General features: G+C 72.1%; 13 protein-coding genes. 9 read left to right on the top strand and 4 right to left on the bottom strand.

All coding sequences use genetic code 11. The features are described 5' to 3' along the window. Positions 1-127: 127 nt before the first annotated feature. A complete protein-coding gene (gene acs, locus ACGFRF_RS13920) occupies positions 128-2,083 on the bottom strand; it encodes an acetate--CoA ligase (RefSeq protein ID WP_393739476.1) in 1,956 nt (651 codons plus the stop codon). 117 nt (positions 2,084-2,200) lie between these two features. Further along, positions 2,201-4,609, bottom strand: coding sequence for a SulP family inorganic anion transporter (locus ACGFRF_RS13915; RefSeq protein WP_393739474.1), 2,409 nt, complete (start codon positions 4,607-4,609; stop codon positions 2,201-2,203). 337 nt (positions 4,610-4,946) lie between these two features. Between ACGFRF_RS13915 and ACGFRF_RS13910 the strand changes: the two genes are divergently transcribed. After that, on the top strand, positions 4,947-6,212 hold the full coding sequence (locus ACGFRF_RS13910) for a hypothetical protein (protein ID WP_393739472.1): 1,266 nt from the start codon (positions 4,947-4,949) through the stop codon (positions 6,210-6,212). 3 nt (positions 6,213-6,215) lie between these two features. Here ACGFRF_RS13910 and ACGFRF_RS13905 read toward each other — a convergent pair whose 3' ends face one another. Next, on the bottom strand, positions 6,216-7,196 hold the full coding sequence (locus ACGFRF_RS13905; protein WP_393739470.1) for an ATP-binding protein: 981 nt from the start codon (positions 7,194-7,196) through the stop codon (positions 6,216-6,218). 101 nt (positions 7,197-7,297) lie between these two features. Here ACGFRF_RS13905 and ACGFRF_RS13900 point away from each other — a divergent pair, with 101 nt between their 5' ends. Beyond that, positions 7,298-8,122, top strand: coding sequence for an oxidoreductase (locus tag ACGFRF_RS13900; RefSeq protein ID WP_393739468.1), 825 nt, complete (start codon positions 7,298-7,300; stop codon positions 8,120-8,122). A gap of 335 nt (positions 8,123-8,457) precedes the next feature. Here ACGFRF_RS13900 and ACGFRF_RS13895 read toward each other — a convergent pair whose 3' ends face one another. Further along, positions 8,458-9,288, bottom strand: coding sequence for an HAD family hydrolase (locus ACGFRF_RS13895; protein ID WP_393739466.1), 831 nt, complete (start codon positions 9,286-9,288; stop codon positions 8,458-8,460). A gap of 593 nt (positions 9,289-9,881) precedes the next feature. Here ACGFRF_RS13895 and ssd point away from each other — a divergent pair. From ssd to ACGFRF_RS13860, 7 genes are all read left to right on the top strand, one after another. Further along, complete coding sequence (ssd, locus tag ACGFRF_RS13890; RefSeq protein WP_393739465.1) at positions 9,882-10,988, top strand: septum site-determining protein Ssd; 1,107 nt, start codon at positions 9,882-9,884, stop codon at positions 10,986-10,988. Then, positions 10,985-12,193 carry a TadA family conjugal transfer-associated ATPase gene (locus ACGFRF_RS13885; RefSeq protein ID WP_393739463.1) on the top strand — a complete coding sequence of 403 codons (1,209 nt, stop codon included), beginning with the start codon at positions 10,985-10,987 and terminating at the stop codon, positions 12,191-12,193. Before ssd ends, ACGFRF_RS13885 begins: the two co-directional genes overlap by 4 nt. Before the next feature lie 14 nt (positions 12,194-12,207). Further along, positions 12,208-13,053: a type II secretion system F family protein gene (locus tag ACGFRF_RS13880; RefSeq protein ID WP_393740134.1), complete on the top strand. Its 846-nt coding sequence runs from the start codon at positions 12,208-12,210 to the stop codon at positions 13,051-13,053. A 280-nt stretch (positions 13,054-13,333) separates the two neighbouring features. After that, positions 13,334-14,113 carry a type II secretion system F family protein gene (locus ACGFRF_RS13875; protein ID WP_393739461.1) on the top strand — a complete coding sequence of 260 codons (780 nt, stop codon included), beginning with the start codon at positions 13,334-13,336 and terminating at the stop codon, positions 14,111-14,113. A 75-nt stretch (positions 14,114-14,188) separates the two neighbouring features. Next, positions 14,189-14,398 (top strand): DUF4244 domain-containing protein, encoded by a 210-nt coding sequence (locus tag ACGFRF_RS13870; RefSeq protein ID WP_393739459.1) that lies wholly within the window; start codon positions 14,189-14,191, stop codon positions 14,396-14,398. 22 nt (positions 14,399-14,420) lie between these two features. Further along, positions 14,421-14,762 (top strand): TadE family type IV pilus minor pilin, encoded by a 342-nt coding sequence (locus ACGFRF_RS13865; RefSeq protein WP_393739457.1) that lies wholly within the window; start codon positions 14,421-14,423, stop codon positions 14,760-14,762. 197 nt (positions 14,763-14,959) lie between these two features. Then, entirely contained in the window at positions 14,960-15,316 is a 357-nt protein-coding gene (locus ACGFRF_RS13860; RefSeq protein WP_393739455.1) for an Rv3654c family TadE-like protein, read from the top strand. Positions 15,317-15,604 lie beyond the last annotated feature (288 nt).

Here is a 15,604-nt window from a genome sequence, read left to right as displayed (position 1 = left end):
CCTTGACGCTCTTATTACGTTACCCAACGGGGCGGGCGCCCGGGACCGGTGATCCTCACGTTAGACGCAGAAGTGGGCACCCGGCGCGTCGTCGTCCGGGTGCCCCCTTCGGGCCGTGCCGTGCGGGTCAGTCCTCGCTCGGCGCCGCCGGGAGCTTGGCCTGGATGAGGTCCATGACCGTGGAGTCGGTCAGCGTGGTGACGTCACCGAGCTGGCGGTTCTCGGCCACGTCGCGCAGCAGGCGGCGCATGATCTTGCCGGAGCGGGTCTTCGGCAGCTCGCCCACGGGCAGGATCCGCTTGGGCTTGGCGATCGGGCCCAGCGTGGCGCCCACGTGGTCGCGCAGCTCGCCGACCAGTGCCTCGTTCTCCGATGCCGTGCCGCGCAGGATGACGAAGGCGACGATCGCCTGGCCGGTGGTCTCGTCGGCGGCGCCGACGACGGCCGCCTCGGCGACCGACGGGTGCGAGACCAGCGCCGACTCCACCTCGGTGGTGGAGATGTTGTGCCCGGACACGAGCATGACGTCGTCCACCCGGCCCAGCAGCCAGATGTCCCCGTCGTCGTCCTTCTTGGCGCCGTCACCGGCGAAGTACTTGCCCTCGAAGCGGGACCAGTAGGTGTCGATGAACCGCTGGTCGTCGCCCCAGATGGTGCGCAGCATGGACGGCCACGGCTCGGTCAGCACCAGGTAGCCACCGCCGCCGTTGGGTACCTCGTTCGCCTCGTCGTCCACGACGGTCGCGCTGATGCCGGGCAGCGGACACTGTGCCGAACCGGGCTTGGCCTCGGTGACGCCCGGCAGCGGCGAGATCATCATCGCGCCGGTCTCGGTCTGCCACCAGGTGTCCACGACCGGTGTCCGGTCGGCGCCGATGTGCTTGCGGTACCAGATCCACGCCTCGGGGTTGATGGGCTCGCCGACCGACCCCAGGACCCTGAGGCTGCTGAGGTCGAACTTGGCGGGGATGTCGTCGCCCCACTTCATGAACGTGCGGATCGCGGTCGGCGCGGTGTAGAGGATCGTGACCTTGTACTTCTGCACGATCTCCCAGAACCGGCCCTGGTGCGGGGTGTCCGGCGTGCCCTCGTACATGACCTGCGTCGCGCCGTTGGCCAGCGGCCCGTACACGATGTACGAGTGTCCGGTCACCCAGCCGACGTCGGCCGTGCACCAGTACACGTCCGTCTCCGGCTTGAGGTCGAACACCGCGTGGTGCGTGTAGGCGGTCTGGGTGAGGTAGCCGCCGGAGGTGTGCAGGATGCCCTTCGGCTTACCCGTCGTCCCCGAGGTGTAGAGGATGAACAGCGGGTGCTCCGCCTCGAACGCCTCCGGGGTGTGCTCGGCGGACTGCCGCCCGACCAGCTCGTGCCACCAGACGTCGCGCTCGCCGCTCCAGGCCACGTCCTGCCCGGTACGGCGGACCACGAGCACGTGCTCGACGTTCCCCGCCTTGTCGACCGCCTCGTCCACGGCCGGCTTGAGCGCGGACGGCTTGCCGCGCCGGTAGCCGCCGTCGGCCGTGATGACGATCTTGGCGTCCGCGTCCTGGATACGGGTCGCGAGCGCGTCCGCGGAGAAGCCGCCGAAGACCACGGAGTGCGCGGCGCCGATCCGGGCCGAGGCCAGCATCGCGATCGCGGTCTCCGGGATCATCGGCATGTAGATGGCGACCCGGTCGCCCTTGCGGACACCCAGCTCCAGCAGGGCGTTGGCGGCCTTGGAGACCTCGTCCTTCAGCTCCGCGTAGGTGATCGAGCGGCTGTCGCCTGGCTCACCCTCGAAGTGGATGGCGACGCGGTCCCCGTGTCCCGCCTCCACATGCCGGTCCACGCAGTTGTACGCGACGTTCAGCTCGCCGTCCTTGAACCACTTGGCGAACGGCGGGTTCGACCAGTCCAGCGTCTCGGTCGGCGCCTTGGCCCAGGTCAGCCGGCGGGCCTGCTCGGCCCAGAAGCCGAGCCTGTCAGCCTTGGCCTGTTCGTACGCCTCCGCGGTGACGTTGGCGTGCGCGGCCAGGTCGGCGGGCGGCGCGAACCTGCGTTCTTCCTTGAGCAGGTTGGCCAGGCTCTCGTTGCTCACGACATCTCCCTTTCCAAGGGTGTCCGTTGTGTCCCAGGCCACAGCTCATCAGACGCGGGGGGCCGATGACAAGGGTCGACCGGAAAATTGGTTTAGACCTGTCGGACGGCCTGCCGCTCACACCGCACTGCGTGCCTCCTCTCCTTCCGCGACGGGCTTGGCAACGCCGGCGGAGACGCTTTCCGTGACGGCCCTGGTGATGCCGTCGGTGACGCATTCCGAGGCGCTTTCCGTGATGCTCTCGGTGACCTCCTCGAATACCGTGCCTCCTTCCGTTTGTGCGAGCAGATACGCCTGCGCCTCGCCGACGTGGAAGTACATGCCGTGCAGTTCCAGGTCGCCCCTGTCCAGCGCCCGGGCGACCGCGGGCTGCGCCCTCAGGTGATCCAGCTGCTGGACCACATTGGTCAGGCACAGCTGCTCCACCGCGTCCGCGGGTGCCCGCCCGGCCAGCCGGGGCCGGCCACGGTGGTCCCCGGCCATCCGTGCCAGGCTCGGCAGCCCGTGGCGCAGCCACCGCCGCAGCGGGGTGTCCCCGGCCGTGCTCTCCGCGGCCAGCAGCGCCTGCATCGCGCCGCACCCGGAGTGCCCGCACACCGTGATGGAGCGCACCCCGAGCACGTCCACCGCGTACTCGATGGCAGCCGCCACCGAGTCGTCGCCGTGCTCCTCGGCCGCCGGCGGCACCAGGTTGCCGACGTTGCGGACGACGAACAGATCGCCGGGACCACTGGCGGTGATCATCGACGTGACGAGCCGGGAGTCGGCGCAGGTGAGGAAGAGCTGTGAGGGCTGCTGGCCCTCCCGGGCGAGCCGTGCCAGCTCCTCCCGCACCAGCGGCGCGGTGTTGCGCTGGAACGAGCTGATGCCACGGGCCAGTTCATGCGCCGCTTCCCGGCCCGCCGGGGCCGCGGGAGCCCCCGCGAAGCAGGACTGGTGATTGCGCCAGGGTGTCCAGGGCCGGCACCGGCACTCGGCGGACGCGGCCGGCTCGGCGGTCCGGATTCCGCCGCGTCGGCCCGACAGCTCGGCCGTTCCGCCCCGCGCGGTGTGGGAGCTGTGCCAGTCCTGCAGTGACTCGTACGCCGCGTGGTCCATGAACGACCCGTCCAACTCCACGACGGCGTGGGCGCCTTGGGGTACGAGATGCAGGGTTCTGCTGAGCCGGGGCACCGCGAGGAACGTCAGCTGACCTCGGACACGTACGTGATGGACTCCTTCCTTGTCTTCGTGGGTGATACGGGTGCGGGTGAGGCGGTGCAGGGCGACGGCGACCGCCACGGCGACCCCGATGAGCACGCCCTCCAGGACGCCGAGGAGCACCACGCCGAGGGTGGTGGCGGCGTAGACCAGCACTTCGCGGTGGCGTGTCACCGTGCGGATGTGGTGCAGGGACACCATCTGGATGCCGACGGCCATCACCAGGGCGGCGAGGGAGGCGAGCGGGATCTCCTCCAGGATCGGGACCATCAGCAGCGCGGCGACTACTACGAGAACGCCGTGCAGCATCGTGGAGTTCCGGCTCACGGCACCGGAGTTCACATTGGCGGTGCTGCGCACGGCCACCCCGGCCACGGGCAGGCCGCCGAGCGCCCCGGAGACGATGTTGGCGGCGCCCTGGCCCAGCAGTTCACGGTCCAGGTCGGAGCGGCCGACACGGTGCGGACCGGGACGTGCGGCAACCAGCTTGTCCACGGCCACCGCGCCGAGCAGGGACTGCACGCTGCACACCAGGGTGGTGGTGAGCACGGCGGCCACGACGCCGAGCACCGGGCCCTCGGGCAGTCCGGCCAGCGCGTGACTGCGCCAGGACGGCAGCTCCACCCGGGGCAGGGTCAGCCCGGCAAGGGCGGCGGTCGCGGTGGCCCCGGTGACGGCGACGAGAGCGGCCGGCACCTTGCGTAGTCCCTGGCCGACGCGGCCCGGCAGGCGTGGCCAGGCCAGCAGCAGGGCCAGGGTCAGCGCGCTCATGGACACGGCGGCCGGGTGCAGGTCGGCCAACTGGGCCGGCAGCGCGCGCAGGTTGGCGAGGACGGAGCTGTCCGGGCTGCCGCCGAGGACGATGTGCAGCTGGGCGACGGCGATGGTGATGCCGATGCCGGCCAGCATGCCGTGCACCACGGCCGGGCTGACCGCGAGCGCGCCGCGTGCCACCCGCAGACAGCCGAGGCCGAGCTGGGCGAGACCGGCGAGGACCGTGATGCCGCAGGTCGCCCGCCAGCCGTAATGGTGGATCAGATCGGCGGTCACGACGGTGAGTCCGGCGGCGGGGCCGCTGACCTGCAGCGGGCAGCCGCTGAGGCGGCCGGCGACGACTCCGCCCACGGCGGCGGCGACGAGGCCTGCCTGGAGGGGGGCACCGGTGGCGAGTGCGATGCCCAGGGACAGCGGCAGGGCGATCAGGAACACCGCGACGGCGGCCGACACATCGGCGCCTTCGACGGGGAAGCGGCGGTGGCGCCCCGGTGCGGGGCTGTGCGGTGGCTGCGGGTGCTGGGCGTGAGGGGGTGCGCAGGCTGTGGGCATGTTCCCGTCTCCTCCGGGGCGGCGCGGTCGCGGACTGGTCGGGACCCGCGTCTATGGGCGGGGCTCGGTCGCGGCCGGGGGTCACGGCTTGCAGTGGCGGGATGAATCAACGCTCGGTAAATGAACCGTAATGCAAAGTAAAGACAATGCATAACTTTTCAGGGCAAATGGCGCAGACAATCACCCACTCGGGTGAAGTGAGCATTTCATCGGCTTGTCGTATTAATTCCCTCTCGGTCCCGTGCGACCTTGGCGGCGCTGTCGGTGCAAGCCCGGCACATCACCACAAAAGGCCACGTCAGCGTTCGTCTGAGAGAAGGAAGAAGGTGGGCGGAACATGGCCGCCACCCAGAGAATCGCCGTCGGTGCCATGGTCGCCGCGGCCTGCGCCACGTCGCTCGCCGGTTGTGCGACCGGCTCCAACGGCTCGAAGGAAGGAGCGTCCGGTCCGAAGCAGGGGGCACCGGCGCCCAACAGCGCGCTCCGCCTGATCGGTGACGGATCCACCGCGTACACCGGTGGGCAGCCACACCTGCCCGTGCCCGAGCGGCTGAAGTCCGGCCAGAAGCCCCCGCAGTTCGTGGTGTTCTCCTGGGACGGCGCGGGCGAGGACAGCCAGAAGCTGTTCTCCCACTTCCGCAAGGTCGCCAAGGAGAACCACGCGACGATGACGTACTTCCTCAGCGGTGTGTACATGCTGCCGGAGGAGAAGCGTGATCTCTACCGACCGCCCCAGCACGCACAGGGCAGCTCGGACATCGGCTTCAACGACCCGCAGGGCATCGCCGACACCCTCAAGCAGGTGCGACTGGCCTGGCTCGAGGGCAATGAGATCGGCACCCACTTCAACGGCCACTTCTGCGGCCCCGACGGCGGGGTCGGCGAGTGGTCGGTACAGGAGTGGAAGAGCGAGATCGCCCAGGCCAAGCAGTTCGTCAAGAGCTGGAGGACCAACACCGGCATGAAGACGACGGCCCCGCTGCCCTTCGACTACGACAAGGAGCTGATCGGCGCCCGCACCCCCTGCCTCGAAGGGCAGAAGAACTTTATGAAGGCCGCACGCCAACTGGGCTTCCGCTATGACTCCAGTGGGGTCAACGACCAGGTCTGGCCCAAGAAGAAGCAGGGCCTGTGGGACCTGTCGATGCAGCTGGTGCCCTTCCCCGGCCACACCTACGAGCAGCTGACCATGGACTACAACTTCATGGTCAACCAGTCCGGCACCGAGACCCAGGGCGACCCGGACATGTTCGACTACTGGGGCGACCAGATGCGCGACGGTCTGATCAAGGGCTTCTACCGCGCCTACGACGGCAACCGCGCACCCCTGATCATCGGCAACCACTTCGAGTCCTGGAACGGCGGCACCTACATGCGCGCCATCGACGAGGTGGTGCGGGAGGTGTGCAACAAGCCCGAGGTGCGCTGCGTGTCCTTCCGTCAGCTGGTCGACTGGCTGGACGCCCAGGACCCGGCCATCCTCAAGAAGCTGCGCACCCTGAACGTGGGCGAAGCCCCCCGGCAGGGCTGGGCGTCCTTCCTCTCCGGCCGCCCGGCCCCGGCGCCCAAGGGCGTCCCCGGGGCGCCGGCGGTCAAGCCGTAAGCGTCACACGGGCGTCGCCACACCCTCGCCGAGCACGAACCCGGGGTCGACCTGCGCCGCCAGGTCGGCCCCCGTGCGCTCGTTGCCCCACGCCTCGGCGTTCTTCAGATGGAAGTGCACCATCTGGCGCGTGTACCGCTCCCAGTCCCGCAGCTCGTACGTGGCGTCCGCGGTGGCCCGGAGGGTGTGCAGGGCGCGCGAGTTGGCCACCTCGAGGAGGTCGAACCGTGGCGGTCGGCCCTTCTCCATGGCGCGCACCCAGTCCGAGCGCCCGACCGTCACGAGCAGGTCGTCACCGACCTCCGCGCGCAGGAAGTCGATGTCGTCCTGTTCCTGGATCTTGTTGCCCACGACCTTCAGGGCGACGCCGAAGTCGCGGGCGTAGTCCTTGTACTGGCGGTATACGGAGACCCCCTTCCGGGTCGGCTCGGCGACGAGGAACGTCATGTCGAAGCGGGTGAACATGCCGGAGGCGAAGGAGTCCGAACCGGCCGTCATGTCGACCACGACGTACTCGTCGGGGCCGTCGACGAGGTGGTTCAGGAACAGCTCCACCGCTCCCGTCTTGGAGTGGTAGCAGGCGACCCCCAGGTCGGCGTCCGTGAAGGGGCCGGTGACCATCAAACGGACGGCGCCGCCGTCGAGTTCCACCGGGCGTGCGCAGGCGTCGTAGATCGGGTTGGGCTCCCGGACCCGAACCAGCCGCGAGCCCTCCCCGGGCGGGGTCGTCTTGATCATCGTCGCGGCGGAGGCGATGCGCGGATTGCCGCCGCGCAGATAGTCCTTGATCAGCGGCAGCCGTTCGCCCATGGCGGGCAGCGCGGCGGCCTCCGTCTCGTCGAGGCCGAGTGCGGGACCGAGGTGCTGGTTGATGTCCGCGTCGATGGCGACCACCGGGGCACCGGCAGCCGCGAGGTGGCGGATGAAGAGGGAGGAGAGCGTGGTCTTGCCGCTGCCGCCCTTCCCGACGAAAGCAATTTTCATGTTCACCAAGCGTAGTCGGGCGATAGCTGTACGTGTCACGCGGAAGTGAAGAAGACCACTCCTTCGTGGGGTCGGCCGGTGGGGTGCGTACTGTCGTACTCATGAGTACGACAGGCGCGAACGCCGATCCGCTCGCGGCCCTGGGCGCGCTGCCCGGTGTGGCCGAGTCCGTGGAGTCCGTGCGCAAGGCCGTGGACCGGGTCTACGGGCACCGGATCATGCGGCGCCGCAGCAACGCGGTCACCTCCGAGGCGGCCCTGCGCGGCGCCCGCGGCTCGGCGGCGCTGTCCGGCGCGGACTGGGCCCTGGAGGAGGTGCGGCGGCGCACCGACTTCAGCGCCGACGCCGAGGCGCGGGTCGTGGGCGCGGCCCTGCGGCTGTCGGCCGAGGCGGGACAGCTGCTGTCCATCTGGCGGCAGTCGCCCCTGCGGGTGCTGGCCCGGCTGCACCTCGTCGCCGCCGCGAGCAAGGACGAGCAGGTCGGCCGCCCCCGCCAGGCCGGTGAGGCGGTGGACGAGCCGCTGATCGAGCTGCCGCTGCCGGACGCCCAGGAGATCTCCGGCCGCCTCGAGGGGCTGGCGGACCTGATCATCGCGGGGACGTCAGCGCCCGCGCTGGTGACGGCAGCCGTGGTGCACGGCGAGCTTCTCGCGCTGCGCCCCTTCGTGTCCCACAACGGCCTGGTCGCGCGCGCGGCCGAGCGGATCGTGCTGATCGGCAGCGGCCTGGACCCGAAGGCGGTGTGCCCCTCCGAGGTGGGCCACGCCGAACTGGGGCGCGCCTCCTACCTGACCGCACTGGACGGATACGTCTCCGGTACCCCTGAGGGCATGGCGGCCTGGATCGCGCACTGCGGCAGGGCGATCGAGCTGGGTGTGCGTGAGTCGACCGCGGTGTGCGAGGCGCTGCAGCGCGGCGCGGCCTGAGGGCACACCCCCGGACATGGGTTGCGGCGGTACGAGTTCTCGTACCGCCGCTGGCATGTCCACCCAGTTACCAAGCGTCCTCGATATATGCCCATCAGGTCGGGAACTTTGCCCGTCACCTGGTGCGGCTGGCCCGTAATCGACGGGTCGACGTCGCGTGGGTGCCCGGTGTCCATGCGGGGTCCGTGTGGCCAAGTGCGTAGTGGTAGGTGATCCTCTCGGATGTCCTTTGGTCTCGCGGGCCTGAGTTCTTTGTACCGCGAGCCTGGAGCAAGCGGAACCCCTGCCCGCACTTCTTTACTTGACGGTTCAAACAGGGGGTGAACGGGCGCTGCTCAGACGGTGCCGCGGCGCCGGTTGGTGTACCAGACGAGGCCGGCCGTCGCGGCCGCCGCTCCTATGGCCGCCGCCGCGATCAGTGCCGGGCGCGGCGGGACGGACAGGGTGGGCAGCCGCTTCTTGAGCGGGACCGGGTGGCGGAACTCCAGAACCGGCCACCCGCGCGCGAGTGCCTCGCGGCGCAGCGCCCGGTCCGGGTTCACGGCGTGCGGGTGCCCGACCGCACGGAGCATCGGCAGGTCGGTCGCGGAGTCGCTGTAGGCGTAGCAGCGGTCGAGGTCATAGCCCTCGGACGCGGCCAGCTCCCTGATCGCCTCGGCCTTGGTCGGACCGTAGGCGTAGTACTCCACCTCGCCGGTGAAGCAGCCGTCCTCGCCGACGACCATGCGGGTGGCCACCACCCGGTCCGCGCCCAGCAGGTCGCCGATCGGCTCGACCACCTCGGCGCCCGAGGTGGACACGATCACCACGTCCCGTCCGGCCGTGTGGTGCTCCTCGATCAGGGAGGCGGCCTCGTCGTAGATGATCGGGTCGATCAGGTCGTGCAGGGTCTCGGCGACGATCTCCCGCACCTGCTGGACGTTCCAGCCCCGGCACAGCGCGGACAGATACTCGCGCATGCGCTCCATCTGATCGTGGTCCAGGCCACCGGCCAGGAAGACGAACTGGGCATATGCGGTACGCAGCGCGGCCCTGCGATTGATCAGCCCGCCTTGGTAGAAGGACTTGCTGAAGGTGAGCGTGCTCGACTTCGCAATGACCGTCTTGTCCAGGTCAAAGAAGGCTGCCGCGCGGGGCAAGGAGTGGTTTTCCACGTCCCTGAGCATATGGGCCCACCATTCGGCGTAAGGTGGGGCGCGTGGGTTTGCCTGAGAGGGCTCTCGGGTACACCATGGAAGTCACGGATCGTTCGCGACCGTGCTAACCCGGTCCGACTCCTCCCCCCCCGAGTCGGCCGTGGGGACGACCCCCGCTCTCCCCCCCGGCGGGGGTCGTCGCATGTCCGGGTGGGTTTTCTCGCCTTCTTCTCCTTCTTCGCGCAGCTGCGCGGCCGACGTGGCGACGCTCCGGCCGCTCCTCTCGCATGCCCGGTCTTGGTTACTCCCAGTAATCGTCAGGATGCTCTCCGGAAGTCGTGCGGGCGCCCGTACGGGAGTCACCGGTATGGGTGACGGCGATATTCACAGCCTCCGGGTTGTCCACCGTTTTCGACCAAGATCCACAAGATTTCGAGGATCGCTGCACCGTGATTCCAGCGCCTCCGGCCGCGGCGAGTTCATGGCCGGTTCCGATTGTCGGAGCGCCTATGGCCGGTTCCTATCGGCCGCTCATATGGAGGCCGCTTGCCGGTTCTTCACAACTTTGGGAATCGCGTGGCCGCAGAGGGCTGCGCGGAACACGCAGCGAAGGGGGAACACGCGTGACCGGAACCATCACCCACGACCCGCCACCCGCCGGCGCAGGCCGGCCCGGACGGCCGCTCATCCTCACCGAGGACGCCGAGCTCCTGGACGATCTGCTGCGCCTGTGCGCAGCCGCCGGCGCCACGCCCGAGGTCCACCACGGCGTACCGGAACACAGCGGCGGCTGGGAAGCGGCCCCGCTCGTGCTGGTCGGCGACGACGCCGCCCGCCGAGTCCGTGGAGCCACGCGTCGGCGCGGAGTGGTGCTGGTCGGCCGGGACCAGGACGACTCGGGGGTGTGGAAACGAGCCGTCCAGATCGGCGCCGACCATGTCCTGATGCTTCCCGACGGCGAGCAGTGGCTGGTCGACCGCATCGCCGACGTCGCCGAGGGAGTCGGCCGTCCGGCCCTCACCGTCGGGGTCATCGGCGGCCGGGGCGGAGCCGGCGCGTCTACGCTCGCCTGTGCCCTCGCCGTCACCTCCGCGCGCGAGGGACTGCGCACCCTCCTCGTGGACGCCGATCCGCTCGGCGGCGGGCTCGACGTACTCCTCGGCGGCGAGAGCGCCGACGGACTGCGCTGGCCCGCCTTCGCCGCCTCCCGCGGCCGGCTCGGTGGCGGCGCACTGGAGGAGTCGCTGCCGGAACTGCACGCCCTGCGGGTGCTCAGCTGGGACCGCGGCGACTGCGTCGCCATTCCGCCCCAGGCGGTGCGCGCGGTCCTCGCCGCGGCCCGGCGACGCGGCGGGACGGTCGTGGTCGACCTGCCCCGCCGCCTCGACGACGGCGTCGCCGAAGCCCTCGCCCAGCTCGACCTGGCCCTGCTCGTCGTCCCCGCCGAACTGCGGGCGGTCGCCGCCGCCGGACGCGTCGCGTCCGCCGTCGGGATGGTCGTACGCGATGTCCGGATCGCGGTCCGTGGACCGTACGCGCCCGGCCTGGACGGCCACGAGGTGGCCCGGCTGCTCGACCTTCCGCTGGCCGGCGAGGTGCCCGTCGAACCGGCACTGCTGCGCCCCCAGAGCGGAGCGAAACCACCCGCCGCGACCGGACGCGGTCCGCTCGCCCGCTTCTGCGTGAACTTCTGGGAGCGGGCCCTGGTCGAGGCCGGAGGCACCCGATGACACTCCCCGCACTGGACCGGGCCGACGGCGCGGCCCTCCTCGACGGCGTCCGGCGCAGGCTGGCCGAGAGCGGCGCCGAACCCACCCCCGCGCGCGTGGCACAGGCGCTGCGTGAACAGGGCCGGGTCCTCGGCGACGCGGAAGTCCTCGGCGCGGCCCGGCAGCTGAGGTCCGAACTCGTCGGCGCGGGCCCCCTGGAACCGCTGCTCGCCGACCCGCACGTCACCGACGTCCTGGTCTCCGCGCCCGACCGGGTGTGGGTGGACCGCGGCGGCGGCCTGGAGCTGACACCGGTGACCTTCCCGGACGCGGCGGCCGTACGACGCCTCGCGCAGCGGCTGGCCGCCGTGGCCGGGCGCCGGCTGGACGACGCCCGGCCCTGGGCGGACGCCCGGCTGCCCGACGGAACACGGTTGCACGCCGTGCTGCCACCGGTCGCCGTCGGCTGCACCTGCCTGTCACTGCGGGTGGTACGGCCCCGGGCGTTCACGCTGGAGGAGCTGGTGGCGGCGGGCACCGTGCCTCCGGGCGGCGACCGGGTCCTGAGGGCTCTACTGGCGGCCCGGCTGTCCTTCCTCGTCAGCGGCGGCACCGGAAGCGGCAAGACGACCCTGCTCAGCGCTCTGCTGGGCCTGGTGGGACCGGGCGAACGACTCGTGCTCGCCGAGGACTCGGCCGAGCTGCGCCCGGATCACCCGCACGTGGTCCGGCTGGAGACCCGGCCCGCCAACCAGGAGGGCGCCGGTCTGGTCACCCTGGAGGACCTGGTCCGGCAGGCGCTGCGGATGCGGCCGGACCGGCTGGTCGTCGGGGAGGTGCGCGGGCCTGAGGTCGTGCATCTGCTCGCGGCGCTCAATACCGGCCATGAAGGCGGCTGTTGCACGGTCCATGCCAACGCCGCCTCGGACGTTCCGGCTCGCCTGGAGGCACTGGCGACGGCCGCCGGGCTCGACCGGGCCGCGCTGCACAGCCAGTTGGCGGCCGCCCTCTCCGTGGTGCTGCACCTCGTACGGGACCCGTCCGGACGGCGCCGGATCGCCGAGGTGCACGTGCTGGAGCGGGACGCCACGGGGCTGGTGCGGACGGTGCCGGCACTGCGCTGGGGCGAGCGGGCCTTCGCGCGGGAGCGCGGCTGGGAGCGACTGGAGCAACTGCTCGGCGGCTCGGCCGGGCACGGGAACGGACGAGAGAGGTGTCGGACGTGATCGGTGAGACGTCCATGGGGGCCGCGCTGATCTGCCTGGGTGCGATGGTCTGGCTGCTGGGCGGACGGCACTACGGGATGCGGCGGGCGCGGCTGCTGCTCGCGGACGGCGGAGTGGTGGCCACCGGTCCGCCCTCCTGGGAGCAGGCCATCGGCGAACTACGACGGCTGCGCGGCCGGTTGCGCGGGGAGTGGTGGGCGCTCGTTGCCGGGTTGCTGCTCGCGCTGCTGGGCACCTCGGTGATTCCGGTCGTCGCGGGGGCCGCCGCGGTGCCGGTGCTGCGCCGGGTGCGGCGCGCCCGGCAGGCCAGGAGCACCCGGGACCAGCGGGCGGGGACCGTGATCGCCCTGTGCGGGGCCCTCGCCGGGGAGGTGCGTGCGGGACGGCAGCCCGGTGAGGCGCTGCTGCGGGCCGCACGGGACTCCGGCGGACTCGGCGACGGGCAGGCGGCCGTGGTCGCGGCCGCGCGGTTCGGCGGAGACGTGCCCGGCGCGCTCGCCGTGGCGGCCCGGCAGCCGGGTGCCGAGGGCCTGCTGGGACTGGCCGCGTGCTGGCGGGTCGCGGTGGACCAGGGCGCGGGACTCGCGGCCGGCCTCGACCGGCTGGACGCGGCCCTGCGCGCCGAACGAGACCAACGCGCCGACCTTCGCGCCCAGTTGTCGGGAGCCCGGGCCACCGCGGTGCTGCTCGCCGCACTACCCGCCCTCGGCCTGCTCCTGGGCGCGGCCATGGGCGCCGACCCGCTGCACGTGCTCCTGCACACCGGAGCCGGACTCGGCTGCCTGGCCGCCGGAGCGGTGTTCGAGGCGGCCGGCCTGTGGTGGGCCGTGCGGATCGTGCGGGGAGCGGAGGCGGTGTGAGGGGGGCGATGAGGGCCGGGTGGTGCGCGAGGGGGTCGGAGCGTCGGGGTGGTGATGGGAGCGGTGGTGGGGGCCTGGTGATGGCCGGGGCGGTTCTCGGGGTGGCTGGGGTGGTGGCTGCGGGGTGGTGCCGACGGGGTGGGGATGGCTGCGGGTGGTGACGGCGGGGTGGGGACAGGTGGGGCGCGGGAGGCGCGGTGCTGGCCGGGGTGGTGCTTGAGGTGGCCGGGGGGGGCCGGAAGGTGCGGAATGGGGCGGATCGTGTGGAAGGGGTGGTGGTGTGAGCGGGGAAGTCGTCCACAGGCTGGGGATGGCCGGGGCCGTGATGCTGGCGCTCGGCTGGGTCGCGCGGCGATTGGAGATGGTGCGGCGACGTCGCCGGGCGCGGCGCCGGGCGGCCGGGCTGCTGGGGATGGAAGTCCCCGCGGCCAGAGCACCCTTCGAGATCCCGGGCGTGGTGCGGCGGTGGTTGCCGGCGGGCGGGGCGGCCTGTGGTGCCTGGGTGCTGGTCGGCGGAGCCGGCGGGGCTCTGCTGGGGCTCGGCGTGGGGGTGGTGCTGTGGCGGTGGCGGGAGCGTCAGGCGGCAGTCGGCCGGGCGGAGGTGACCGACGCCGCCCGTGCCGAGCGTCAACTTCCGCTCGCCGCCGACCTGCTGGCGGCCTGTATCGCGGCCGGCGGCGGCACGGTGATCGCAGCGCAAGCAGTGGGGGAGGCCCTCGGCGGGCCTGTCGGGGAAGCGCTGGCACGGGGCGCGGCGGAGGTACGGCTCGGCGGTGAACCGGCTGACGCCTGGCGGAGATTGGCCGCACTGCCCGGTGCCGGAACCCTGGCACGGCTCCTGGAGCGGACCGACGAGTCCGGGCTGCCCGCCGCCGGACCGGTCACCCGCCTTGCCTCGGACGCCCGCGCGGAGTGGGCTCGCACCGCGACAGCCCGGGCCCGCCGGGCCGCCGTACTGATCTCCGCGCCGGTCGGCCTGTGCTTCCTGCCCGCGTTCATCGCGATCGGCGTGCTGCCGGTCGTGATCGGACTGGCGGGCGGGGTGGTGGGAGGGAGGTGAGCCGTACGAGAGGGGCTGAGCGCAGGACGTGAACCACAGAGAACGACAACAGGCATGAACCTTACGGAGGTTGAGATGAACAGCAAGGTCAAGGAAGCAGTGGTACGGCTGCGGGGAACGTGCCGCAGGCGTCGGCAGGACGCCGGGATGGTGACGTCCGAGTACGCGATGGGCATCATCGCGGCCGTCGGCTTCGCGTTGCTGCTCTACGAGGTCGTCACCAGCGGCCAGGTCAGGGCGGAACTGCAGGCCATCGTGAAGAAGGCCCTCAGTGCGCGCATGTGAGCGGGGGGCGGACCGCGGGTTCGTGACCGCGGAGGCGGCCGTGGTGCTCTCCGTGCTGGTGGCGTTCACCATGGCGCTGGTCTGGGGGCTGCTCGTGGTGGCGGCACAGATCCAGTGCGTGGACGCCGCCCGCACGGGCGCCCGGGCCGCGGCCCGCCAGGATCCGACGGACGTGGTGGTGACGGTGACGCGGGAGGCGGCGCCGCGCGGGGCGCGGGTGACGGTGGGGCGCGAGGGCGACCAGGTCCGGGTGACGGTCGTGGCCAGGCCGCCCGTGCTCAGCGGGCTGCCCTTCGAGGTGCGCGAGGAGGCCGTGGCACTGGCCGAGGAGGCGGTGGGGGCGGCGAAGGAGGAGGGGCCGTGAAGGGGGAAGGGCGAAGGGGAGAGGCCGTGAGGGGGGCTGAGGCGGGCGGCGAGGTGCACGGCCGGCAGTGTTCCGCCCACGAACCCCCTGACTCGGGCCACTCCTCCCAAGGGCCCTCCGGTCGGGAGGCCTTCGGTCGGGGGCCCTCCGGCCCGGGCCACTCCGACCGAGGGTCGGCCACCGTCTGGAGTCTGGGGGTGATCGCCTTGCTGTGCGTGGTGTTCGGTGCCGTGCTCGCGCTGGGGCAGGCCGTCGTCGTCCGGCACCGGGCGGCCGGCGGTGCGGATCTGGCGGCGCTCGCGGCGGCGGACCACTGGGCCGAGGGCCGTGCGGAGGCCTGCGGACGGGCCGAGCGGCTTGCGGCGGATCAGGGGGTACGGCTGGTGCGGTGCGCGCTCGTGGGCGAGACCGCGGACGTGACGGCGGCCTCGGGAAGAGGACCGTTCGCGGCGGAGGTGAGGGCGAGAGCGGGCCCGGCGGGTCCGTTGCCATCGGGCGGCGCGGGCGGGTCCCAGACCCCGGTGTCCGGCGGTACCGAGCCGCCCGGTCGCTGACTGCCCAGGCCGCGCGGCCCAGCGGGTGCTTCCGGGCCCCGGTCCCTCCCTCGCCGGCCTACAGGCCCACGCCACCGCCTCTCCCGAGCCGACCTCCCTCGGCTCCTCCCCCGAGCCGGCCGCCGTCTGCCTCGTCCTCCCTCGGCTCCTCGCCCCGAGCCGGCCGCCGTCTGCCTCGTCCTCCCTCGGCTCCTCGCCCCGAGCCGGCCGCCGTCTGCCTCGTCCTCCCTCGGCTCCTCGCCCCGAGCCGGCCGCCGTCTGCCTCGTCCTCCCTCGGCTCCTCGCCCC

The sequence above is a fragment of the Streptomyces sp. NPDC048521 genome (assembly GCF_043199855.1).
GTDB lineage: Bacteria > Actinomycetota > Actinomycetes > Streptomycetales > Streptomycetaceae > Streptomyces.
The sequence above is the reverse complement of the archived record's forward strand: the minus strand, read 5'-3'. Positions and strand labels throughout refer to the sequence as shown.

Coding starts and splice junctions, on each gene's coding strand:
- ACGFRF_RS13915 (WP_393739474.1), bottom strand. CDS start 4,609: ATGCCCACAGCCTGCGCACCCCCTCACGCCCAGCACCCGCAGCCACCG.
- ACGFRF_RS13910 (WP_393739472.1), top strand. CDS start 4,947: ATGGCCGCCACCCAGAGAATCGCCGTCGGTGCCATGGTCGCCGCGGCC.
- ACGFRF_RS13905 (WP_393739470.1), bottom strand. CDS start 7,196: ATGAAAATTGCTTTCGTCGGGAAGGGCGGCAGCGGCAAGACCACGCTC.
- ACGFRF_RS13900 (WP_393739468.1), top strand. CDS start 7,298: ATGAGTACGACAGGCGCGAACGCCGATCCGCTCGCGGCCCTGGGCGCG.
- ACGFRF_RS13895 (WP_393739466.1), bottom strand. CDS start 9,288: ATGCTCAGGGACGTGGAAAACCACTCCTTGCCCCGCGCGGCAGCCTTC.
- ACGFRF_RS13885 (WP_393739463.1), top strand. CDS start 10,985: ATGACACTCCCCGCACTGGACCGGGCCGACGGCGCGGCCCTCCTCGAC.
- ACGFRF_RS13880 (WP_393740134.1), top strand. CDS start 12,208: ATGGGGGCCGCGCTGATCTGCCTGGGTGCGATGGTCTGGCTGCTGGGC.
- ACGFRF_RS13870 (WP_393739459.1), top strand. CDS start 14,189: ATGAACAGCAAGGTCAAGGAAGCAGTGGTACGGCTGCGGGGAACGTGC.